General features: G+C 63.4%; 22 protein-coding genes, 1 pseudogene and 1 riboswitch. Of the genes and pseudogenes, 3 read left to right on the top strand and 20 right to left on the bottom strand.

Annotation, left to right across the window (positions count from 1 at the left end):
- Window positions 1-117 precede the first annotated feature (117 nt).
- Window positions 118-1,023, bottom strand: coding sequence for a helix-turn-helix domain-containing protein (locus ACO054_RS08990; protein WP_421710095.1), 906 nt, complete (start codon window positions 1,021-1,023; stop codon window positions 118-120).
- 168 nt (window positions 1,024-1,191) lie between these two features.
- On the opposite strand from ACO054_RS08990, the gene ACO054_RS08985 reads away from it, so the two are divergent.
- Complete coding sequence (locus ACO054_RS08985; protein ID WP_421710094.1) at window positions 1,192-1,335, top strand: hypothetical protein; 144 nt, start codon at window positions 1,192-1,194, stop codon at window positions 1,333-1,335.
- 146 nt (window positions 1,336-1,481) lie between these two features.
- Window positions 1,482-2,708 carry a polysaccharide pyruvyl transferase family protein gene (locus ACO054_RS08980; RefSeq protein WP_421710093.1) on the top strand — a complete coding sequence of 409 codons (1,227 nt, stop codon included), beginning with the start codon at window positions 1,482-1,484 and terminating at the stop codon, window positions 2,706-2,708.
- Window positions 2,709-2,740: 32 nt separating this feature from the next.
- On the opposite strand, the gene ACO054_RS08975 is transcribed toward ACO054_RS08980, so the two are convergent.
- Window positions 2,741-3,805, bottom strand: a complete 1,065-nt coding sequence (locus ACO054_RS08975) for a glycoside hydrolase family 99-like domain-containing protein (protein ID WP_421710092.1) — start codon at window positions 3,803-3,805, stop codon at window positions 2,741-2,743.
- A gap of 427 nt (window positions 3,806-4,232) precedes the next feature.
- A riboswitch (TPP riboswitch) is annotated at window positions 4,233-4,353 on the top strand.
- Window positions 4,354-4,457: 104 nt separating this feature from the next.
- Here ACO054_RS08975 and thiC point away from each other — a divergent pair.
- Window positions 4,458-6,260 carry a phosphomethylpyrimidine synthase ThiC gene (thiC, locus tag ACO054_RS08970; protein WP_421710091.1) on the top strand — a complete coding sequence of 601 codons (1,803 nt, stop codon included), beginning with the start codon at window positions 4,458-4,460 and terminating at the stop codon, window positions 6,258-6,260.
- Window positions 6,261-6,288: 28 nt separating this feature from the next.
- On the opposite strand, the gene ACO054_RS08965 is transcribed toward thiC, so the two are convergent.
- The 18 genes and pseudogenes from ACO054_RS08965 to ACO054_RS08880 form a co-directional block, all read right to left on the bottom strand.
- Window positions 6,289-6,747 carry a GNAT family N-acetyltransferase gene (locus ACO054_RS08965; protein ID WP_421710090.1) on the bottom strand — a complete coding sequence of 153 codons (459 nt, stop codon included), beginning with the start codon at window positions 6,745-6,747 and terminating at the stop codon, window positions 6,289-6,291.
- A 30-nt stretch (window positions 6,748-6,777) separates the two neighbouring features.
- Window positions 6,778-7,983 (bottom strand): hydantoinase/carbamoylase family amidase, encoded by a 1,206-nt coding sequence (locus ACO054_RS08960; protein WP_421710089.1) that lies wholly within the window; start codon window positions 7,981-7,983, stop codon window positions 6,778-6,780.
- Window positions 7,984-8,256: 273 nt separating this feature from the next.
- Window positions 8,257-9,393 carry a pyrroloquinoline quinone biosynthesis protein PqqE gene (gene pqqE / locus ACO054_RS08955; RefSeq protein WP_421710088.1) on the bottom strand — a complete coding sequence of 379 codons (1,137 nt, stop codon included), beginning with the start codon at window positions 9,391-9,393 and terminating at the stop codon, window positions 8,257-8,259.
- Entirely contained in the window at window positions 9,390-9,710 is a 321-nt protein-coding gene (pqqD, locus tag ACO054_RS08950) for a pyrroloquinoline quinone biosynthesis peptide chaperone PqqD (RefSeq protein ID WP_421710087.1), read from the bottom strand. Before pqqD ends, pqqE begins: the two co-directional genes overlap by 4 nt.
- Window positions 9,707-10,453, bottom strand: a complete 747-nt coding sequence (pqqC, locus tag ACO054_RS08945; RefSeq protein WP_421710086.1) for a pyrroloquinoline-quinone synthase PqqC — start codon at window positions 10,451-10,453, stop codon at window positions 9,707-9,709. The genes pqqD and pqqC overlap by 4 nt, the downstream gene beginning before the upstream one ends.
- A complete protein-coding gene (gene pqqB / locus ACO054_RS08940; RefSeq protein WP_421710085.1) occupies window positions 10,450-11,361 on the bottom strand; it encodes a pyrroloquinoline quinone biosynthesis protein PqqB in 912 nt (303 codons plus the stop codon). Before pqqB ends, pqqC begins: the two co-directional genes overlap by 4 nt.
- A gap of 35 nt (window positions 11,362-11,396) precedes the next feature.
- Window positions 11,397-11,474 carry a pyrroloquinoline quinone precursor peptide PqqA gene (gene pqqA, locus ACO054_RS08935; RefSeq protein WP_421710351.1) on the bottom strand — a complete coding sequence of 26 codons (78 nt, stop codon included), beginning with the start codon at window positions 11,472-11,474 and terminating at the stop codon, window positions 11,397-11,399.
- A gap of 141 nt (window positions 11,475-11,615) precedes the next feature.
- On the bottom strand, window positions 11,616-13,781 hold the full coding sequence (locus ACO054_RS08930) for a PQQ-dependent dehydrogenase, methanol/ethanol family (protein ID WP_421710084.1): 2,166 nt from the start codon (window positions 13,779-13,781) through the stop codon (window positions 11,616-11,618).
- Between the two features lie 202 nt (window positions 13,782-13,983).
- Window positions 13,984-14,790, bottom strand: a complete 807-nt coding sequence (locus ACO054_RS08925) for an ABC transporter permease (protein ID WP_421710083.1) — start codon at window positions 14,788-14,790, stop codon at window positions 13,984-13,986.
- A complete protein-coding gene (locus ACO054_RS08920; RefSeq protein WP_421710082.1) occupies window positions 14,787-15,578 on the bottom strand; it encodes an ATP-binding cassette domain-containing protein in 792 nt (263 codons plus the stop codon). The genes ACO054_RS08925 and ACO054_RS08920 overlap by 4 nt, the downstream gene beginning before the upstream one ends.
- Before the next feature lie 58 nt (window positions 15,579-15,636).
- Complete coding sequence (locus tag ACO054_RS08915) at window positions 15,637-15,927, bottom strand: S24 family peptidase (protein WP_421710081.1); 291 nt, start codon at window positions 15,925-15,927, stop codon at window positions 15,637-15,639.
- On the bottom strand, window positions 15,924-16,448 hold the full coding sequence (gene sodN / locus ACO054_RS08910; protein WP_421710080.1) for a superoxide dismutase, Ni: 525 nt from the start codon (window positions 16,446-16,448) through the stop codon (window positions 15,924-15,926). Before sodN ends, ACO054_RS08915 begins: the two co-directional genes overlap by 4 nt.
- Window positions 16,445-16,888: a hypothetical protein gene (locus tag ACO054_RS08905; protein WP_421710079.1), complete on the bottom strand. Its 444-nt coding sequence runs from the start codon at window positions 16,886-16,888 to the stop codon at window positions 16,445-16,447. Before ACO054_RS08905 ends, sodN begins: the two co-directional genes overlap by 4 nt.
- Before the next feature lie 65 nt (window positions 16,889-16,953).
- Window positions 16,954-17,187, bottom strand: coding sequence for a hypothetical protein (locus tag ACO054_RS08900; RefSeq protein ID WP_421710078.1), 234 nt, complete (start codon window positions 17,185-17,187; stop codon window positions 16,954-16,956).
- A gap of 483 nt (window positions 17,188-17,670) precedes the next feature.
- Entirely contained in the window at window positions 17,671-20,058 is a 2,388-nt protein-coding gene (locus tag ACO054_RS08895) for a TonB-dependent receptor domain-containing protein (RefSeq protein WP_421710077.1), read from the bottom strand.
- 206 nt (window positions 20,059-20,264) lie between these two features.
- Window positions 20,265-20,942: a FecR family protein gene (locus ACO054_RS08890; protein WP_421710350.1), complete on the bottom strand. Its 678-nt coding sequence runs from the start codon at window positions 20,940-20,942 to the stop codon at window positions 20,265-20,267.
- Window positions 20,943-21,167: 225 nt separating this feature from the next.
- Window positions 21,168-21,317, bottom strand: a pseudogene (locus ACO054_RS08885) (FecR/PupR family sigma factor regulator); the annotation flags it as partial.
- Window positions 21,318-21,422: 105 nt separating this feature from the next.
- The gene (locus ACO054_RS08880; protein WP_421710076.1) at window positions 21,423-21,890 is read right to left on the bottom strand and encodes a sigma-70 family RNA polymerase sigma factor; all 468 of its coding nucleotides are present in this window, start codon (window positions 21,888-21,890) and stop codon (window positions 21,423-21,425) included.
- Window positions 21,891-22,033: the final 143 nt, after the last annotated feature.

Below are 22,033 nucleotides of genomic sequence, written 5' to 3'. Positions count from 1 at the left end.
GCGGACAAATCCGGAAGCGTCTTACATGAGACTGATAAGTTTTACTGAGATCCTGACATTCAGGAACACATTGAACGAGTCAGTCGGCCTTACGTTCTTGTTGTGTCGCGGTGCACGTTAGCGGCCATTGGGCAGTTGCCTCTCGCGGCGCACGGCGCCAGGCGTTGTACCAAAATGCCGTCTGAAATAGCTCGTCAGGTGACCCTGGTTGGCAAAGCCACAAGCATGAGCGATTCTGGCAATCGGTAGGTCCGTCGTCTCCAGCATGTTTTTCGCTCGTTCGGCTCGCCGGCGTTGAACGTAAGTCCAGACCGATTCACCGGTTATCACCTTGAAAGCGCGCGAAAAATGCCCTTCGGACAGCGTCGCCACGGCAGCGAGCTGAGCCAATGTCAGCGCATCGCCCAGATGGGCCTCGGCATAGTCGATGGCGCGCGCAATGCGCATATCCCCAAATCGGCGCGCCGAGTGTTCGAAGAGACCGTCCGTTGCCCCTGTTCGATATGTTTCTGCCAACACCGCCCGTATCGCCATAAGTAGACCGTCGACATAGAGCGTGTTGATATGGTCTCCCCGCCGTGCGGCCAGGACCGATCGTCTGATGTCCTGTGCCAAACGGGTGATGCGTGCATCAGTCTGATTCGTGATTGAACGATCCAGGCGGTGCAGGCTGGTGGCGTCCGCCAAGCTGTCGTTCACCAGACCGTTCGTGAACTCGACGATCAAGCATTCGCCGGAGTGGCGGAGATCGTTTTCGATCGCCTGGGTGCCACTAGGATGGACGTTGAACGAGCAGCCGTCTCCTTCGATGAACCTCGGCCGATCTGAGTTGAGGGCGCAGTTTGAGGCGTAGGATGCGTCGCTGAATACCAAGACGTCTGAGAACACCTGGCCGGTATATCTTTGGCGCCGATCCCCCGGTCGTAGGAGGTCGATACGGCTGGTAGCCGTCGTAAGTCCGGCGCGATGCTCAAGCTGAGTGATCATGGTTTTGACGAAGTCGGTGGTCGATGAGAGTCTCACTTCGCTACCTCTCGCTAGAATCCAGTCGTATCGGAATCCATCTGCCGCCTCGCAGGACCGCCTGGATGCTGATCTCGATCCCTTCGTCGGCCGGCAAAGCGCCCGCCTCGCGCAGTTCCAGCGGTCACCCGACACAGCTCGTAGCTCGGAGTCAATCTCGGGGCTTAGATGAACGAAGTGACTTTGGAGAAGACGGAACGTTATCCTCTGCCGCGAGCGCAGCTCGACGGACTACTCGCCGACTTGGCGGTTTTCGCGGGCGATCAAGCCCATGCCGTTTTGTCCGAGCCAACGACCCTAGAGCCGGTTTGACCGTGAAAGGACACGAAGACCGCGATCTTCGAATTTTGGGAATGCCGGCTCGTTTGGACGGCGATGCACCCCGGTCTTTGACAGCCGAGCAGATATTTGGTATTTTAGATTAATAAAATATATTTGATCTCTGAGGTAAAGCTACAGTGTTCGTACGTGTCTTTGTCCTCGGTGCTTTCGATCGTTTTAATTATGGCGATATTCTATTTGCACATATCTCGGCGCATCTTCTGCGGCGTCGCTTTCCGAACATCGAGATCCATTTCGTGGGGTTCAGGCGGATCGATCTGCGCGCGTCTGGCGGTGTTCTGGTTGAGAGCTTCGACTTCATCGAGAAGTTCAGAAACGCGCCCGGTCGCTCGCTGATCTGGGTCTCTGGCGGCGCCGTTCTCGACGTCCGCTGGTGGACGATGTGCCAGATGCTTCTGACCGACCGAGGCTCGCGTCTTTTCCGCCGACTGCGTCGGTATCTACGCGACGATCTTCTGGACGCGCTCTGTCGCCGGTACGTTCGCTCGGCGCATCCGATGCCCTGGATTTTCGCCGAGACGGCCTTTCGATTTCGCGAGCCCGTGACGGTTATGTACAACTCGGTCGGCGGCTCGAATTTCGCTGGTCTCCCCGAAAGACTGCGCTCCGCTGTGCGGGACGGGTTGTCGCGCGCCAAGTACCTGTCGGTCCGCGATACGAAGTCCGAAGATGCATTGGCCGGTCTTGGCGTTGCCTCGATAGACCTCGTGCCGGACAGTGCCGTTCTTCTCAACGACATGGGCTTAAGCCGTAAGATCGTGTCCTTGGGCGAAGGATCGGAGGGCAGGGAGCTTGCGGCGGCACCTCAGGACGACTGGGGATCCTATATCTGCTTTCAGTGTGCCGGCCGCTTCTTCAAGAAGTTCGAGCCGCAGATCTGCGCCCAGATCAAGGCGCTGCATGAGCGTACCGGTTTGAACGTCGTCGTCTTCGGGATCGGCTATGCGCCGCTGCACGACGATGACCTTGCCGTTCGCGGTCTCTCGGACTTCTTCCAAGGGGAGGACTGGCTCTTCCGCTACTTGGAAAACGACGTGTCCGGAATTGCGCGCGTGATCGCCAATTCGCAGTGTTATATCGGCACCAGCCTCCACGGCTATATCACGGCCTTTGCCTTCTCGCGGCCAAGGGTCGGTTTGTCTCCCCAGGTCGACAAGTTGGTCGGCTTCCGGGACGCCTGGGATTTGCCGGCCATGCCGGCCGGCGTGGAGATCCCGCGGCTTGCCGTGGCGGCCGAAGCCGCGCTTGGTCAGGATCCGGAAGCCATGGCCGAAACGGCGCGCCATACGCGAGAGATCTATGAAGAGAACTTCTCCAAGATTTGGGAACTTCGGCCCGTTTGAGATCACGTAGAGGACTAAGAGCGGAGCAGCGTTCAGCCTGACCCGGAGACCACCTGCTTGATTTGCTCCAGGTAGCCCTGACCGTTCTGCTTGCAGGGCTCCACGATGTTTCCTTCGGCCCATTCATTCCACGATCGGACGAATACGATTCTCCGCTCGTCCGGCTCATCTTTCAGGGTTTCGACGGCGTCGCGCAGATGCCGGCCGAACTTCTTTGGGGTCGTCCCGAGATAAACATGCCCGCCGCGACCGGACCGGGGCGTGTTGTCCCATCCGGCCGATACGCAGGGAAAGGTATCTTCGTAGTCTTCTCCGAAGGCCGCCTCGACCGCCTTGTCGTAGCTATGGATGTGCGGCAGCAGCCTGAACTGTCTGTTGTTCAGGAAACGGCGTAGAACCGACGGCAGAAGGTGATCCCGGAACGTCGGACGCAGGGTGGTGACCCCATCGTAGTGGTCGAGTTCGGCGGTCTTGCTTTCCCGCTGGAAACGAAGCGCGACGAAGAACATACCGTCCAAGCCGTTCTCCTGCGCAAGCTTCCGCCAGGTCTCTATGAAGACCTCCGTATCCGGTATGTCTTTGGGCCTGTAGACGCAGAACAGCGGTTTACCTTCGACCCGGATGTAGCGCTTGTCCTGGAAGAACGGCAGCAGGCTGTGAAAGTGCGCCCTGTAGTCCTCCACCCCCGGATAGGTCTGCTCCATCAGGATGCGGTTCGGCGCGCCGTGCCAGATCCCGCTCCAGGTCTGGTTTGCCCAGGACAGAGCGAATTTCACATCCACGCCCTCGGTCATCATGGTCTCGACTGGACGTTCCAAAAGACGTTTGCCCGCGAACCAGTAGTGCCAGTAGCAGAAGCCTTCTACGCCGTAGTCGCGGGCCAACTCGGCCTGGCTGTGGTGAGCCTCCGCAAGCCTCAGGTCGTAGAAGCCGAGGTCGCCGGGCAGAAGCGGCTGCTTGTGACCGGGGAACAACGGCTTGGCCTTCGCCACGTTGGTCCATTCCGTGAAGCCCTTGCCCCACCACGCGTCGTTTTCCGGGATTGGATGAAATTGAGGAAGGTGAAACGCGATAACTCTTGCGCGTTTGGATGTCATAGAAATACTCGCTATAATGGATTGTTGGCTTAAGAATGATTTTTACAAGATCTATAATGCGAAGAAGAGGTTGGATAGTCACTTAATCTAGCGAGTGACAAGTTATTGTAAAAGTCGATTCGTGAGTATGACATAGGAAAGACCGCGGTGGCGACGTGCGTCGTCCGTGGGGCTGTTCTCCCTCAAAGGGTGCGGTCTTCCCGTCGCGGCGCTGCGGTGACGCAATTCAGGGGAGTGGCGGCGGAACGAAGCCCCTTTCGGAAGGAGGTGTCCCTGCGAGCGCAACGATCCGGCCAGATCGGTCTGCCGTATATATTGCGCCGCCAATGTGGCGGATGCATCCAGATCGCTTGAAAGGCGCACAGTCCACATCGGCACCGCAGCGCTCTCGTGCGATTGACAAACCGATCACCGCTACGCAGTCTAGTGAGGTCACCTGGGGAGTCCCGGCAAGGGGCTGAGATACTGATGGCGCCTTGGCGCAGCGCAGTGACCCGATGAACCTGATCCAGTTCATACTGGCGTAGGGATGGTGGACCGGCTGCGCTGTAAGAGCTGCTTCCTGCACGACAGGCTTGGCGAACGCGGCCAATCTCCATTCGATACGGCGGAACTGGGTCTCCATGCCTTGAGAGCGAGGAGGCTCCGCGCCATGAAGAACGTCGCACCGACCGTCACCACCGGGCAGCTCCCGGCATCTCGCCGCGTTTGGCACGGGGGCGAACTGTATCCGCAGATCCGTGTGCCCATGCGGGAGATTGATCTGCATCCTTCGGCGGGCGAGCCGTCTGTGACGCTGTACGACAGCTCCGGCCCTTATACCGATCCCGATTCCGAGATCGCCATCGACAGAGGCCTGCCACGTTTGCGGGCAGGCTGGCTCGCCGCCCGAAACGATGTCGAACCATACGAAGGTCGTGTGGTGAAGCCCGAGGACAACGGCTTTGCCGAGGGGGCGCGCCTGACTCCCGAGTTCCCGGTGCGACATGCGCCTTTGCGGGCAAGCTCCGGCAAGGCCGTTACTCAGATGGCTTATGCCCGTGCCGGTCTGATCACGCCCGAAATGGAGTTCGTTGCCATCCGCGAGAACCTCGCCCGCAAGGAGGGAACGAATGCGGTGGAGCGTGACGGCAGGTCCTGGGGGGCCGAAATTCCCGATGTCATTACCCCGGAATTCGTTCGCGACGAGGTTGCGCGAGGTCGGGCCATCATCCCCTCGAACATCAACCATCCCGAGGCTGAACCGATGGTCATCGGGCGGAATTTCCTCGTGAAGATCAACGCGAACATCGGTAATTCCGCCGTCACCTCCTCCATGGCCGAGGAGGTGGAGAAGATGGTGTGGGCCACAAGGTGGGGCGCCGATACGGTCATGGATCTGTCCACTGGCCGCAACATCCATAACATCCGTGAATGGATCGTTCGCAATTCACCCGTACCCATCGGTACCGTCCCGCTCTACCAGGCCCTGGAAAAAGTAGGGGGCGTCGCCACGGACCTGAGCTGGAAGGTTTTTCGCGACACGCTGATCGAGCAGGCGGAGCAAGGCGTGGACTATTTCACAATTCACGCCGGCGTCCGTCTTCACATGATACCGATGACTGTCGACCGCGTGACCGGCATCGTCTCGCGCGGTGGCTCGATCATGGCGAAGTGGTGCCTGCATCACCACAAGGAAAGCTTCCTCTACGAACACTTCGAGGAGATCTGCGATATCGCGCGCGCCTATGACGTAAGTTTCTCCCTCGGCGATGGGCTGCGGCCGGGTTCAATTGCGGACGCCAACGACGCAGCGCAGTTCGCCGAGTTGGAGACGCTCGGCGAACTCACCCGAATCGCCTGGGCAAAAGACTGTCAGGTCATGATAGAGGGCCCCGGTCATGTCCCGATGCACAAAATCAAGGAGAACATGGACAAGCAGTTGACCGCTTGCGGCGAGGCGCCGTTCTACACGTTGGGGCCTCTGACCACGGATATCGCTCCCGGTTACGACCATATCACCTCGGGCATCGGGGCGGCGATGATCGGTTGGTTCGGTACGGCAATGCTGTGCTACGTCACACCCAAGGAGCATCTGGGGCTGCCTAACCGCGACGACGTGAAAACGGGTGTGATCACCTATAAGATCGCGGCGCATGCTGCGGATCTCGCTAAGGGACATCCCGCGGCACGCTTACGCGATGATGCGCTGTCGCGTGCACGTTTCGAGTTCCGTTGGGAAGATCAGTTCAACCTTTCCCTCGACCCCGAGACGGCACGGTCGATGCACGATGAAACTCTGCCGAAGGAGGCGCACAAGGTCGCGCACTTCTGCTCCATGTGTGGGCCCAAGTTCTGCTCCATGCGCATTTCTCACGACATCCGTGCCGAGGCGCAAAAGGAGGGCATGGCCCGCATGAGCGAAAAATTTCGCAAAGGCGGCGAACTCTACGTTCCAGTGGGGGAGGTGGAATGAGCTAGACACGGCGATCTGGCTGCCGACCCTAAATCTGAGAACGCCACGGCAGATCCGGCGCCGATCGGCTGAGACGCAGAATCTCTTCGCTGCCTCTGACCTCGCCGGTTCGTTGCCAACCGAGCTTGCGATAGAAGCCGAATGCGCGCAGGGTCGGATCCGGATTGGCGCGCAGCCAGACCTCGGCATGCTTCTGCGCGAACAACCAGTCGATAACTCTGGCCAACAGGGCTTTTCCGAGGCCGCGGTCTTCGTAGTCGGGGTGAACTGCCACCACTTGCACCTCGCCGGTCGAGGCGTCTCCCATGGCGAAACCCACCACTCGCCGCTCGTCTTCCGCCAGCCAGCCGCGTACGTGGGAGCGCATGTCGTGAGCCAGCCCCTCGCGCGTGATGCCGTAGCCTTCCTCCAACTCCTGCAGGCTTACGCGATTTTCCCTCGTCGCCTGCCGAAGCTCGAAAACCGCCTCCAGATCTGACGGGGTCATGTCTCGGAGCCGCAGCAAGCTGCCGTGCCCCTACAAGCCAGCCGCTGCTCTTGCCAAGACCTCCACGCCCAGAACCAGGTCGCCCCGGTCGGTGTCCTCCTCGAAGCTATGGCTGATTCCCCGCTTGGACGGCACGAAGAGCATGGCCATGGGCATGCGGTAGGAGGCGTTGGCGGCGTCGTGCAGAGCGCCTGACGGCATGCGGCGCCAGGTACCGGGAGCGACCGCTTCGGCGGCCTCCGCCATCCGCTCGACCAAGATAGGATCGCAGTGAGTGGGGGCGATCGTCGCGTAGCCCGAGCGCTCCAGGTCCAGCCCCATGGAGGCTGCGATCTCAGACGCGGTATCGCGCACGATCTCCGTCATGCGGTCCAGTCGCGCGGTCTCTGCGTCCCGCCACTGCACGGTAAAGTCGACCTGACCGGGGACGATGGAGGAGGCGTTCGGATGCACCGCGACATGGCCAACGGTCCAGACCGTGGCCGGTGTCACGATGTCGGCGAAGCGTGCGTTCAGTTCGGCGATATACCGCACGAGACCCTGGACCGCGTCGCGGCGCAGATGCATGGGGGTCGTGCCGGCATGGTTCTGTTCGCCCGTGAAGCGCAGACGCTCGCTGCGGATACCGACGATGTTCTCGACCACGCCGATCCGCTCGCCGGCGGTGTCCAGGACCGGTCCCTGCTCGATATGAATCTCCAGGAAGCTGCTGAAGCGTTCCGGCGCGACTTCGGCCGGGGCGGGCAGGCCGTCCGGCTGACGACAAGCCTTCTCCAAAGTGATGCCTTCGTCGTCCGTCAAGGCCTGGGCTTCGGCCAAGGCGAGCTGACCCGCCCAGACGCTGCTGCCCGTCAGGGTCGTGAAGCGGCCTTCCTCGTCCTGGAAAGACACCACCGCGATGCGCGGTCCGCCGGACTCCAGGCTGGCTCGCGCCACCTCTAGGCCCGCGATCACGCCGTAGGCGCCGTCGAGCCAGCCGCCTTCCGGCTGACTGTCGGAGTGCGAGCCGATCAGGATGCTGGCCTCATCGCCCGGCGGCAGCCCGAAGAGGTTGCCGACGGGATCCACCGCGACCTCCAGACCGGCCTCGCGCATCCGCTCCGCCAGCCAGCCGCGGGCCGCCAGTTCCGCCTCCGCATAGGCCGGCCGTACGACGCCGGTGCCGCATTGTCCGAAGGTGCGGAGCTTGTCGAGGTCGGCGAGCAAGCGCTCGGGGTCGATGGCAATCCTGGTCATGCGGCATCCTTCTTCCTGTGGCCGGTTCACATCCTGTTGCGTTCTGGTCATGCCCTCTTTTTCCACCGCTCGTCCAGAGCGCGATCGTCTCAGGTGGAAGCGTTTGCTTCCACCTGAGACGTGAATCGCCCTCTAAACCTCATGATTAGGGCAGGATCCGCGTTATGGGCGCCGACAAGAAGGCGTGAAGAGGCCTGGTGGCCTCTGGTGTAGAAGGGGCAGGAAGAGTCGGGCGGGTAGTTGCCGAACGCAGATGACCCGCGTCGCGTCGTTCTATGGCTTGCCTGTTGTGTATCCGCGGTAGGCGAAGTCTGCGGTTTCGTCGGCGTCGCTCAGTGCGAGGGCGAGGATGCGGTTATGGTTGGGGGACTTATGGCAGGCGGGGTCTGTGTTTTCCGCGGCACCGGTGAGGGCCAGAGCCTGGCAGCGGCAGCCGCCCCAGTCGAGTTCGCGGCGCTCGCAGGAGCGGCAGGGCTCCGGCATCCAGGCGGTGCCGCGATAGGCGTTGAAGGCGGTGCCTCGGTACCAGATATCGGCGAGGGGGCGGTCCTTGACGTTGTCGAAGGTCAGGCCGGGCAAGGTCTCGGCCGCGTGGCAGGGCAGGACCTTGCCGCTGGGGGTGACGTTGAGGGAGCGCCGGCCCCAGCCGCCCATACAGGGTTTGGGCAGGCGGGCGTAGTAGTCGGGGACGACGGCGTCGATCACGAGCCGGCCCTTGAGTTCGCTGCGGGCGCGCTCCAGGGTTTTCATGGCGGCCTCGACCTGGTCGCGGCGGGGCATCAGGGCGGCGCGGTTGCGCAGGGCCCAGCCGTAGTACTGCGCGTGTGCGATCTCAAGGCGATGGGCGCCGAGGGTGAGGGCCAGGTCGAGTAGCTTGTCGAGCTCGTCGATGTTATGGCGGTGGATCACGCAGTTGAGGGTGAGGGGTAGCCCGAGCGCGCGCACCTGGCCGGCCAGCTCCAGCTTCTGCGCGAAGGCGCCGGCCAGTCCGGCGACTTTGTCGTTGACGGTGGCCTCGGGCCCTTGGACGGAGAGCTGGACATGGTCCAGGCCCTGGGCGGCCAGGGCCTCCAGACGGGGGCCGGCGAGCCTGATGCCGGCGGTGATCAGGTTGCTGTAGAGCCCGACCTTTACACAGTGGGCGACGATCTCCTCCAGGTCGCGGCGGGCGGTGGGCTCGCCGCCGGAGAGATGGACCTGCAGCACGCCAAGGGCGGCGGCCTCGCCGAGCACGCGTTTCCAGGTCTCGGTGTCGAGCTCGCCGGAGCGGCGCTCCAGCTCGACGGGATTGGAGCAGTAGGGACAATGCAGGGGGCAGCGGTGCGTTAGCTCCGCGAGCAAACCCAGGGGCGCCGGAACTCCGGATGCGGTGGGCTCGGCGGCTCCCGTCTCCGGCGCGGTCAGCGTCATCCCAGCGCCACCATGCCGCGGCCCGCCAGGTCGGTCAGGAAGGCGTGCACGTCCCTCTCCACCGTGGCCGGCTCGGTCTCGAAGCTGCGTGCCAAGTCTTCGACGATGGCTGCGAAATCGCGTTCGCCATCACAGCGTTTCAGGATTTCCAGCGCGATCGGGTCCAGTTTGAACAGCCGCTCCGGTCCCATCAGGATCCACTGGTCGCGGGCTTCGTCGTAGCGTAGCCGCACCCCTCGGGGCAGGCTCGGCACGCTGTTTGCCATCAGCTCGGCCGCAGGGACATCTGTGGGAGGCGACCCTGAAGTTTCCGTCATCCAACCTCCTCGATCTTTTGCGGCCGGAAGGCGCCCGGCGGAGGCTGAGCGGGCGTCACGTAGGCATGCTGCAGGGCATCGAGCTGTGCCCAGAGCACGTCGCACTTGAAGGTGAGGGCGCGCAGCACGTCCTGCTGCTGATCGGGCCGCCGGGCGTTGTCCAGGACGTAGGCCAGGGCGAAGTCGGAGTCGCGTGTCGCCTGCTCGGGCCGCTTGTCGAAGTAGGCCAGGATCTCCGGCGTGATGTAGTCGTAGTTCTCCAGCATTCCCCGAACCCGCGCACCGATGGCGAGCGGCGAGAAAAGCTCGGTGAGGGAGGAGGCGATGGCTTCCAGCAGGCTCTTTTCGCGCACGAAATGCAGGTAGGCTTCGACCGCGAACTTCGTCGCAGGCAAGACGCCGTCGGTCGAGGTCACGTAGTTCCGCTCAAGACCCAGTCCGTCGGTCAGCGCCAGCCAACGGCGCAACCCTCCATCGGCGTCCGACGCGCCGTCGTGGTCGATGATGCGCTGGCGCCATTCGCGGCGCAGCGCCGCCTCATCCATGCGGGACACGATGGCCGCGTCCTTCAGCGGGATCATCCGCTGATAGTAGTATCGGTTTAGCGCCCAGGCCTGGACCTGCCCCTTGGTCAGGCTGCCGCTGTTCAGCAGATGGTGAAAGGGGTGCAGGTGGTGATAGCGCTCCTCGCCGATCTTGCGAAGCGCCGCCTCCAACTGGTCGCGGCTCAGCAAGCCACTCACAGCACGATCTCCTGTCCGTCGTAGGCGACGTCCCAGCCGGCGGCCTCGACCTCCTGCCGCTCGCGGGAGTCGCGCACCAGTACCGGGTTCGTATTGTTGATGTGGATGAAACTGCGCCGTCCCAGTTCGACGTCGCGGAAGGCGGCGAGGCTCCCCTCGGGTCCCGACATCGAGATATGTCCCATACGGTGGCCGGTCTTCTGGCCGACGCCGGCCAGCTGCATCTCGTCGTCGCGCCAGAGGGTCCCGTCGAACAGCAACAGATCGGCACCGGCGATCCGTGTCTTGAGAGACTCCGGCACGTGGGCGCAGCCCGGAACGTAGAAAACCGTGGGTCCGTTGGGCGCCGTGATCTTCACGCCCACCGTCGTCTCGCTTTCCGCACCGATTTCCGGCTCGCCTCTCTCCATGTAGAGCGGCACCTTGCCGGGCACGGGAAAGATCTCCGCGACCAGATCGCCGACCAGGGAGATGCTCTCCCCCAGAGCGACCGCTTGACGCGGCACCAGCGTGGGGTCGAGCGCGTCGAAGATGCGGTTTTCCTTTAGCACCTCTAGCACCCCAGGCGTCGCCAAAAGACGAAACGGCTGGCGCTCGCGTAAGGACAGAAGGCCGGCGATGTGGTCGATGTCGCCGTTGGTCAGAAGCACGCTGGCCAGCGGCGTATGCCTCGGCGGTTCCTTCGGCTGCAGAGCTGGAGTTCGGATGATCTGCTGCCGGATGTCCGGCGAGCAGTTCAAGAGAGCCCAGGTCACACCGTCCGGTGACACAGCGATCGAGGACTGACTACGTTCCTCGACGCGTGTGTCACCCTCCCAGAACAGCGACGAGATCGGGCCCCTGCAGTTCCACTGCGGATAACCGCCGCCCGCTGCCGAACCGAGAACGAGAACATGGAGGCGGCTCACGTCCCGAGCCGCCCAACGCTACCGTGACACCCGGATTAGAACTCGGCCGGGAAGTAGCCGTTGATCTCCATGCCGATGCAGATTTCCTCGATGCGGGGCGTGTTCCACTTCATCGTCGTCCTCCCAACGGTTTCCTAAGGGTGGCCTGTCGAAGGCTTATGCCTACGACAGTACTATTTGGGGGTGCCGAAGCCAAGCGCAACACGGGAATGCAGAGCGGTCGCGCCTGACCCCGACTATCCTCCTGGCCGATCCTACTGTTCGGCCACGACGCGGGTGTCGTGCGACCGCTTGATGACGTACTGCTGGATGGCCGCCGAGTCCGCCGGACTCAGAAGGTGAGCGAACCCAGGCATGCCGCGACCGGCCAGGACGCCCTCCAGAACCACCTGGTCCCAGGCGGCGTGACTCGCCTCGGAGAGTTTGCGCAGGTCGGGCAACACACCGCCCGACATGGCGGCATCGCCATGGCACATGAAGCAGCGGGCCAGGTAGTGATCGCGGCCCAGGGCGATCTCCGCCTCGCTGCCGGTCACGGGGGGCGGCTCGGGCCAGTCCTCGGCGGCAACCTCCAGCTCGGGCAGTTGCTCCGCCCCGCCGAGCCGGAAGGTCAGGACACGGCTGACCGGGCGCTGTTCCCCTGGGGCGATCAGGCCGAAGACCGTTCCCCAGCCCACGGTCACCGTGACGTACTGCTCGCCGTCCACCTCGTAGGTCACGGGCCCGGACACGACACCAGTCTGAGCCTGTGTCGACCAGAGTTCTTCTCCGGTCGCCGCGTGGTAGGCGGAGAAGCGGCCGCCCGGAGTGCCCTGGAAGATCAGATCGCCCGCCGTCGCCAGAACGCCGCCGTTCCAGGGGCCCGGATGCTCGATCCGAAAGACCTCCTCGTTGGCAACGGGGTCCCAGGCCAGAAGGCGGCCCTTGAGCAGCGGAATGATCTCGCCGGCTTCCTGCGGGTCCTCGGGCAGCGAACTGTGGGCGAATTTCACGCCTAGGTTCCATTCGCCCGGCTTGAACTCGAAACCAGGATCCCGCCCGTAGACGAAGGGCATTTCCTGCGCCGGCAGATAGACCAGGCCGGTGCGCGGGCTGTAGGCCATGGGATGCCAGTTGTGCCCGCCGAAGGGGGAGGGAACGATGAACTGTGGCTGGTCGGGGTCCGGATAGCGGGCCTGTTCGGTCTCTACTGGGCGTCCCGTGTCCGGGTCGATATGGGTGGCCCAGTTCACCGGCACGAAGTTGTTGGCGGAGATGAACGCGCCGGTCTCCCGATCGATCACGTAGAAGAAGCCGTTCTTCGGCGCCTGGACCAGGGTCTTGCGTAGCTCGCCGTCGATCTCCAGGTCCAACAGCATGATGTGCTGCGTCGCGGTATAGTCCCAGGTGTCGCCCGGGGTGGTCTGGTAGTGCCAGACGTACTCCCCGGTGTCGGGCCGGAGCGCGACGATGGAGGAGAGGAAGTAGTTGTCGCCGCCATCGGGACTGCGGATATCGCGGTTCCAGGGCGAGCCGTTGCCGACGCCGATGTAGAGCAGGTCCAACTCGGCGTCGTAGGCCATGGAATCCCAAACGGTGCCACCGCCGCCGTAGCTCCACCACTCGCCGGTCCAGGTCTCGGCGGCCATCGCCATCGTCTCGTTTTCGAAACCCTCGGCCGGGTTGCCGGGAACCGTATAGAACCGCCAGACCATCTCGCCCGTGACGGCGTCATAGGCCGACACGTAGCCTCGCACACCCAATTCGGCGCCGCCGTTTCCGATAATCACCTTCCCGTCGATCACGCGCGGTGCGCCGGTGATGGTATAGGGCTTGTCGCGGTCGATGGTGTTGACGTCCCAGACCACGGCGCCGCTTTCCGCCTCCAACGCGATCAGCCGTCCGTCGATGGTGCCGACGTAGATCCTGTCGTCCCAAGCCGCGACGCCCCGGTTCACCACGTCGCAACAGGCGCGCTTGCCCCACTCCTTGGGAACCTCGGGATCGAAGCGCCACAACTCGGCGCCGGTCTTGGCGTCGAGCGCATAGACGATCGACCAGGCCGAGGTGGTGTACATGCGCCCGTCGATCACCAATGGCGTGGCCTCGATCCCGCGACGTTCGGGCTTGTCGACGTACCAGGCGAGGCCGAGCTCCCCCACGTTGTCGACGTTGATCTGGTCGAGCGGACTGAAGCGCTGTTCGGAATAGGTCCGACCGTGGGTCAGCCAGTTGCCTGGCTCCTCGTCGGCGGCGAGGATCCGGGCGCCGTCCACAGGTGTGACGTCGGCGGCCTGGCTGCTGGGCGTCGTCAAGGTCAACCCGAGGAGCAGACCGGCTGCTATGAGGCCCGCCGTTACGCGCTTTGCGTTGGCCAGGATCTGCGCTTGTTCGGAAATAGCCGCCTGCTGTCGCGCAAAGGCGGAGATCGCTCCTGGCATCTCACTCCTCCCAGAGTTCGGATCGGCCGTCCGCAGCCGGCGGTTTTCTGCCGCTCTTGCTCCGTTTTCCGGAGCTAAGATCCATAGACTTACATCCCTGGTCGAAAAGTGCCAGCCGGCTTTCGCTTTTCGGTCTGTCTCCTTAGAGTAGGACTTACGCCCTAGGTGGAAGCCAAGCGCTTCCACCTGAGACGATCGCACTCTAGGCGGCTGGCGGCCCGCCGCGCGTTTGCCAGCGCGCGGGATCGTAGCTCCAGAAAGCGGCCGCCAGCGTGACTGCCCCGGTCGCGAGCACGACGGCAAGAGCCGGAGGGTCGATCTGCGAATAGGCGGCGAAGCGCAGCATCTCGACGACGTAGGTAAAGGGATTGAGAAGACAGAGCAGCGCCAACAGTTCGCTGGAGCTCCGCAGGTTGGCGAGAGGGTAGAGGGCGGAGGAGAGAAAGAAGGCGGGAAAGATCACGAAGTTCATGATGCCCGAGAAGTTCTCCAACTGCCGGACGAGGGAGGAGAGCAACAGGCCCAGCGCGCCCAGAAGCAGGCCGCTCAGGATCAGCGCGGGGAAGAGGGACAGGTATCCCCACGGCGGGAGTCGAATGCCGAAGACTGCGGCGATCAGCAAGAAGGCATAGACCTGCACCATGGAGACGGCGACGCCCGCCAGGATCTTACCGGTCAGCAGAAGAGGACGGGGCAGCGGTGTGGTCAGCAGGACGCGCATGGAGCCCATTTCGCGGTCGTAGACCATCGAGAGCGACGACTGCATGCCGTTGAAGAGCTGCACCATCCCGATCAGGCCGGGCAGGATGTAGAGTTCGTAAGGGACGACGGCATCGTAGGGCGGCAGGACAGGCAGATCGATGGCCGCGCGGAAACCAGCACCGAAGATCAGCAGCCAGAGCAGAGGGCGGACCAGGGCCGCGAAGAAGCGGCCGCGCTGCTTAAGGAACCGAAGCAGTTCGCGCGACAGTAGAGCGCGCAGCGCCCGCAGGGCATGCCGTGCCGTCACGCAGCTTGCGCCGTGGCGGTCAGTTTATCGAAGGCGGCCTCCAGCTCTGTCTCTCCGCTGGCAGCCAGTACCTCCTCCAGACTGCCGGCGGCGCGAACGCCGCCTTCGTGCAGCACGACCAGTCTGTCGCCCGGCCAGACTTCGTCGACCAGATGAGTCGCCCAGAGGATCGCGGTGCCGTCGTCCTTCGCACGGGTATGCAGATCCGCCACCAGGGCGCGGCGGGTCGGGATGTCCAGGCCGACTGTCGGCTCGTCCAGGACCAAAATCGGCGGCGCGTCGAGACAGGCGCGGGCGATCTCGACGCGCCGGCGGTGGCCGCCGTTCAGTTGGCGGACCGCTTCGCCGCGACGGTCCCAGAGCTCGAAACGCTCCAGTTCCCGCCTGACGCCCGCGGCCGTCTCGGACGGCGACAGGCCGCGCAGCCCGGCAAAGTAGGCGAGGTTCTGGTCGACCGACAGATCCAGGTCGAGCGTCGGCTGCTGAAACACCATCCCTAGACTTGCCAGTACCCCCGCGCCGTCACGCGCCCGGCTGCGCCCGAAGATGCGTAGATCGCCCTCCTGCGCTGCCAGCAGTCCGGTGATCAGCCCGAACAGGGTGCTCTTGCCGGCACCGTTGGGACCGAGCAGAACCGTGACCGCGCCTTTCGGTACCTCGAAGCTGACATCGGTGAGAACGCGGCGCTTGCCGTAGAAAAAGCTCAAGCCCTCGATCGAGAGCGGCACCTGAAAATCGCTATCTCCATCCATCACCGCAGCTTTCCAGTGCGGCCAAGGCGGCGTCAAGCGGATCGCCTCTCTCGTCCTGTCTACAGCCTTACGAGATCGAACCCGCTTTCCGCGCTCATGCAGCCTCCTTCAGTTCCATGACGAGCTTGCCTTGCACCGCCCGGTGCTCGACCGGGCCGAGCGACAAGCTGCTGACCGAACGGGACGAGAGGCCTGCCAACGTGAGGCCTTGGCTGCTGACCGAGACGACCTTCTTGACGATGCGGCCGAAGACCGGGTGCTGCACCAGAACGATATCGTTCGGTTCGATCCAACTGGTCCGGCGGAATAGAGCGAAGGTTCCGTGAGGCAGCCTGGGCGCCATACTGTCACCGTCGATCCGCACGAGACGCAGACCGAAGGTCATGCCTCCAGGACCGGATAGACCACCGTTAGGGCCGGTGGATAGGGGCAGGTCCCCTTTGCCGTTTTGATCCCCTTGGTCTGCCAGAAGAGCTCGGCGAAGCGATTGACCAGTTCGACGAGCGCCAGACCGTCGTCGCGATGGACGTCCTGCTTGCAGGCACTGGCCTTCTGCATGATGGAATGCACCAGACCATGGACTTCGGGATGCTTCTCGATCAAGGGCGCCTTGAAGTAGTCGCCCCAGATCACGCGGATTTCCTGTTTGACCTTCTCCGCTTCCTCTTCCTTGCGCAGGGCGCAACGCGCATGGAGATTGGCCAGCGCGACCGCATCCTCGCTCTTGCCCTCATGCATGATATCCATCAGCCGAACGACCGAGACGGCGGCGATCAGAGCCGGCCCCGGATCGTAGATGCCGCAGGGGATGTCGCAGTGCCCTTTCGCGTGGCCGATCAGACCGACACGGTCCAGTCCGCGAAGCAAGGAAGCCAGCGCTGCCTTCGACCTTTCCGATGCCTTCACGTCGCCAATCCCTTCCAGTGAGCGAGCGCAGCCGCCTTCGCGTGCCGGACGAGTTCCGCTCGGTCGCTGCCGACGTCCGGCGCTTCAGGTGGGCCCCGGTGTAGTTCGGCCAGCAGCCGTGGCAGGTGTTGGGCGGCTGCGGACTTCAGGGCGCTGCCGCCGTCCCCGCTGCGCAGCGTTTCGATCAACAGGGATACGGCAGCCTTCAAGGGTAAGCAGGCGTCCTGCGGCGCGCCCCAGGCCTCAAGGTTGCGTGCGGCATTCACGGCCGAGGCCACCAGGATGCAAACGGCCTCTTCACCGTTGCGATCCCGCGACCGGGCGATCTCGAAAAGGCGGCGGGCCTCGTCTAAGGCCTTTGCGTAAAGCCCCATTGCCTCGCTGTGAGCGCCGGCCGAAGAAAGAGCGTTGGCGTCGAGGATCAAATCGCGCCACCTCATCTCGAGCGGAGAGCTACAAACTTTCGGAGCGGAAGCGGGAAGCGGTCTGTCGGCAGCGGCCGTCTTCATGACTCGGCCTCGCCGGATGCCGGCGTCGTCGCCGATACGAGGCGCTTCGTCCGGCGCGTGACGGCGACTGCCAGCGACACGGCAATCAACACCAGGAACAGAAGGGCGATGAGAATGAGACCGAACGGCTCGGCGATCCAATCCGCCTGTTCTTCGTGATGATGGGCGAGCGCGACAGGCGACAGGACGGCCACAGCCAGTCCGGCAGACAACGCAACGAGCGAGCGCATTGTTTACCTCCGAGTTTTCGATTGATGCGAAGTCTGCATCACGGACAACATAATTGCAAGTGAGTTTCATTCGCATTTAGTGCGATGGCTAATCTGTCTCCGTGACGATGAACCGAGTAGCACCGCCTATTTGCTGCGCCTTCACTCGGCACGGCGGAAGCGCAAAGCCAGGAGGTGACCTTTCTGCCGCTTGCGTGAAAACCTGGTCTTGGTGAGCGTGTATGTAAGCATTCCTGGACCGGCGAGAGCACACGTCCGCTCACAAACATGAGCGTCAAGTCCTGTGCCCTGGGCCGATATGGACTGCCTGTCCCGACAGGTGGTGCGACACCGAAGCGTCCGAACTGCCGCTTGCGGGTGCCGCGGGGTCGGTGGGTCCGACTTTCATGTCTCTTGAAGCACGCAGTAATCGCCCCGCTACGAGGTTGGTATCAAAACCGCCATCGGGCTCGAATGCCGAAACGACGCATTGGTATCACAGGCTCAGAATTCGAAGCCCATATAGAGTCCGAAGGTCCGCGGTTCCCCGGCGACCAGGGTTCGCGCACCGTCCCGCTGGACACGCCGTTCCGTCGCATAGTCCTGGTCGAAGAGGTTGCGGACGAAGAAGCCGGCGTTCCATCTATCCTGTTCGTAGGTTATCTGCGTATTGACCAGGAACCGCGCATCGGATCGGGCGGCCGAATCGTTGTTCGCATCGACGAAGGAGACGCCGGTGTAGGATGCGTCGGCCCCGACGGAAATGCCGTTATCGAAGAAGTAGGTCGCGCCGAAGGCCGCCGTCACCTCCGGCGCCGATTGGAACTCGTTGCCGGAGAAGTCTTGGCCCTCGCGTTCGAAGTCCAGGAACTCTGTCTGCACCACGCCGATCGAGCCGAAGACGTCGAGATTGGGCGTGACCAGGGCCTCCAGGGAGGCCTCGGCGCCGTAGAGCCGGGACTCCCCAGCATTCACAATATTTAGGTCGTTCTCGTTCCCTGAGGGGCCGCGAACCTGAACCTGTTGGTCGGTCCAGTCGGTGAAGAAGAGGTTGGCGTTGGCGGTCAGCCGGCGATCGAAGAACTGGCTGCGCAGGGCGAACTCGTAGTTCCAGGTGAACTCCGGGTCGAACTCGTTGACCTGCTGGTTGAAACCATTGACCTGGGTGCCGCCGGCCCGGTAGCCACGCTGCACGGTGAAGCTCGTGGCGATGTCGGGGGTCCAGTCGTAGGTCAGGCCGATCTTGGGCAGGAAGGCGGAAAAGCTCGTGTCGCTCTCTGTCCTGTTGTTCGGCAGCGGGAGAGGAGAGGGCACGTCCGGATCCAGGGTTGCCACAGTGCGAGTTTCGTTATCGAACGTCTCCCGATCGTAGCGCCCGCCGAGCGTGAAGGTGAGGCCGTCTAGAAGCCAGTCGACAGCGATGTCGGCTTCTCCGAAGACCGCAAAGTTCTCCACCTCATTTCGCGAGTCCGTCTCTGCTACGACGAAGATTCCGGGCGGGGCGAGGTCGGTGAAATTGCTCGCCGGATCCCGGGTGAGCTGGAACAGGTCCTCCTCGATCTGTGTGTAGAACAGCCCGAGGACGCCGCTGAGGTCCTCGCCTTCGTAGCGCAGGCGCAGATCCTGCTCGAAAACCGTGTTGTCCACGACTCGGTCGGAGAAGCCGAGATCATCGGCAGGGGGGCGATTGCCGTCTAAGAACAACTCATTTTCGAGGGTGTAGTAGTTGGTCTCGGACTCGAGCGAGAAGGCTTCGTCGATCCGCCAGGTCAGCCGCAGGCCGCTGTTGCGGTGCAGCGAGTCTTCATCTGCCTCCAGGTTCGAGAGATTGAAACGGTCGTCCGGGAAGAAGGCTTCTTCGATGAAGTTGCTGCCCCGTGAGTTGTCGGTCTGCGAGAAGGACGCGATGATCTCCAGGTCGTCGGTCGGATCGATGCGCACCTTGCCGCGTAGGTTGGTCTGCTCTCGGGCGTCGTAGTCGTCTTCGTTCCGGGTCGGGTTGTCGACGAAGCCGTCGGTCTGCAGGCGGTCGGCAGAGAAGCGGAGGGCGAGACGGTCTTCGATCAGCGGGACGTTGGCCATGACCGCACCGCCCAGCGTCGCGCGCGAGCCCACCTCGCCGCGGCTGCGCAGCTCCAGGTCGTAGGTGGGGTCGTTGCTGCGCAGGACGATGGCGCCGGCCAGGGCGTTGCGCCCTTGCTGGGTGGACTGCGGGCCGCGCAGCACCTCGACCTGCTGCAGATCCCAGGAGCTGAAGGGTCCGTCGAAGGCTCCGACGGTCGTCAGGGCGACGCCGTCGACCTGGGTCGAGACGAGTGGGCTTGCTAGGGCGCCACGGCCACCGCCCGGACCGCGGGAATCGATGCCGCGAATGGAAAAACCTCTTTCCTGGGAGGTTTGACTGACGTTGGGGATGCGCTCGATGGCGTCGTAGAGATTGAAGTCGCCGCGCCGCTCCAGCTCTTCGCCGGTCTGGATCGCCACGCTCTCCGGCGTGTCCTGCAGCGTGCGGATCTGCAACTGTCCTTGCACGACCAGCGGATCGAGCAGGATCGGACCGCTTTCGGGTTGAACCACCCTGCGCTCCAGCGTGACCAGGGTGCCTGTGAGACGGTAGCTGAGGCCAGTGCCGGCAAGGAGCTGCGACAAGGCCTCTTGCCAGGTCATGACACCCTCGACCGAAGTGCTCTGCAGGCCTCCGGCCAGGCTCGGATCGGTCGAGGCCTGCAGTCCAGCCTGTCGCCCGAACTGGATCAGCGCCTCGGTCAGCGGCTGCGCGGGAATATCGAAGCTTTGCTGTTGCGATGCTGCGGCGTTCTGCGCCTGCGGTTTTGCCGGTAAGCCCAGAACAAGGAAGATCACTGCTGCGCCCGCAACGACAAGCCTGCTCACGCGGCGGAGCTCTCTCCCCGCCGATACCCCCCAACCCGACATGCTCACTCCCTGCCACCCCTATCGATCTGGTCCTGCGACTGCCTCTCATCCGCAGTCTCTGGCTAATCAACGGACAGCTCGGGAGAGTTTCCAATGACGACCGCCATTTTTTTACGACAGTCGGGCAGACCTCGGATCGGGAGGTAGCGATCGTACCTTCTCGCTCACCGTTCCGTGACGATCAGAAGCCAGGGAGAGATGGCCGTCACTCTCGCGCCATGGGCGGCCGCGAGATTGCTCAGTGTCTCGACCGGGTTGTTCAGGCTGTAGATGCCGCTGATGCGCTGCGCGGCAAAAGCCTCGTCTTGCAGGAGGATCGCGCCACGGTGATAGCGCCGCAGCACGGTGACGATCTCGCTCACGGGCCGATCCCGGACAATCAACTCGCCGTTTCGCCAGGCGGCGATGTCCTCCGGCGCCAGATGGCCGCGCGCGGCGGCGCCGGTGCCTCCGGTCAGCAGCCACTCGCCGCCCCCGAGCTCGACGGAGGGGCGCGATCCGTCGCCGGCGGCAGCCACGCCGACGCGACCGTGCTGGACCGCGATGCGTCCGGTACCATCGGCGAAATCCACTTCGAATGCGGTTCCCAGAACAGTCACGACGGTCTCGCCTGCGACGACCCGAAAAGGTGCGGCGGGGTCACGCTCCACTTCGAAAAAGGCTTGCCCCTCGATCAGGCGGACCTCGCGTGCGGTCTCGGAAAAGCGCAGCTCCACCGCGCTCTCCGGCGCAAGCAGGATCCGGGATCCGTCCTCCAGGGTTGCGGATTGCAGCTCCGCCGTTGTTGTGACCAGATCGGCCTGCAAGCGCAGCAGGGCCTGGGGACCGACGGCAAGCGCCAAGCAAAGCGTGACTGCCGCCGCTGCGAGTCCGATGGTCCGCTTTCGGGATGATCGGCCGGGGAACCGAGCCCGGCCTCGACCGGTTCTGCGCGGCCCGGCGTCGCCAGCTGGCCTAGCCGACGGCAGGTTCCGCGCACCTCTCCGTGACGCGGCATAGCTTTGCCAATGCGCGCTATGCTCCGCAGAACCTTCGCCGACCAGTTGATAAGCCCGAACGGTCCGAGCCCAGATTTCGGCATGCAGGCTCGACGTGCCAAGCCAGTCTTCGAAGAGGGCACGCAACTCGGCGTCTTGCGGCGCTTCCGAGAGACGGACGAGCCAGACGGACGCTTCCTCCTCGATTCCTTCGCGCTGTCGGTCTGTTGTTTCTGTCATGGGCGTCGTGGGGAAAGGCCGTCCCGATATCGAGTCTACTCAACACTAAACGTGTGACGTGCCGTTGCTTCCATCTCGAAAAGCAACGCTCAGGCCCTTGGATGGCTAAAGGGCGCGCTGACAGTGCTTGACGCCCTGGACGACCAGCACTTGCGCCATGGAGACCGATATCCCCAGATGTTCGGCGATCTCCCTGAGCGTGCAGCCGCCGAAACGATGCATTTCAAGGGCGATGCGCGTGCGTTCCGGTAGTTCAGCCATGGCCGACATCACCCGCTTCAGGTCTTGCCGGGCAATCGCTTCCTCTTCCGGCGAGGGTGTTCGGTCGACTATACCCACCGCGTGCCGCTTTGCCTCGGGAGCGGTCTCGCGCGTCTCCAGGGTCGCGCGACGGCGCCGGTCCAGCGCAAGGTTAGCAACGATGCGATACAGGTATCCGACGGGCTCCTCGAGCACCCGGCTGTTAGCCACCGCACCGAAACGCAGCCACGCTTCCTGCACCACGTCTTCGGCCTGAATCGGATCGCCGACGATGCCGCTGGCGTAGTTCACCAACGCGCCGCGATGCGCCATGAACAGACCGACTGCCGTGTTGTCCCGACCCGCCGACAGGTATCTTCTCCGACCGATGTACGGCGACCTCTGGCAAAGTAGCAGCAGTCGCGCGTGCGAGCGCTTTTGTTGAGAGTCATTCGCATTCGGTCATAAAGACTAAG

This window comes from Algihabitans sp. (genome assembly GCF_965226985.1).
Taxonomy (GTDB): Bacteria; Pseudomonadota; Alphaproteobacteria; order Kiloniellales; family DSM-21159; genus Algihabitans.
This window is presented reverse-complemented; position numbering and strand designations above follow the sequence as displayed.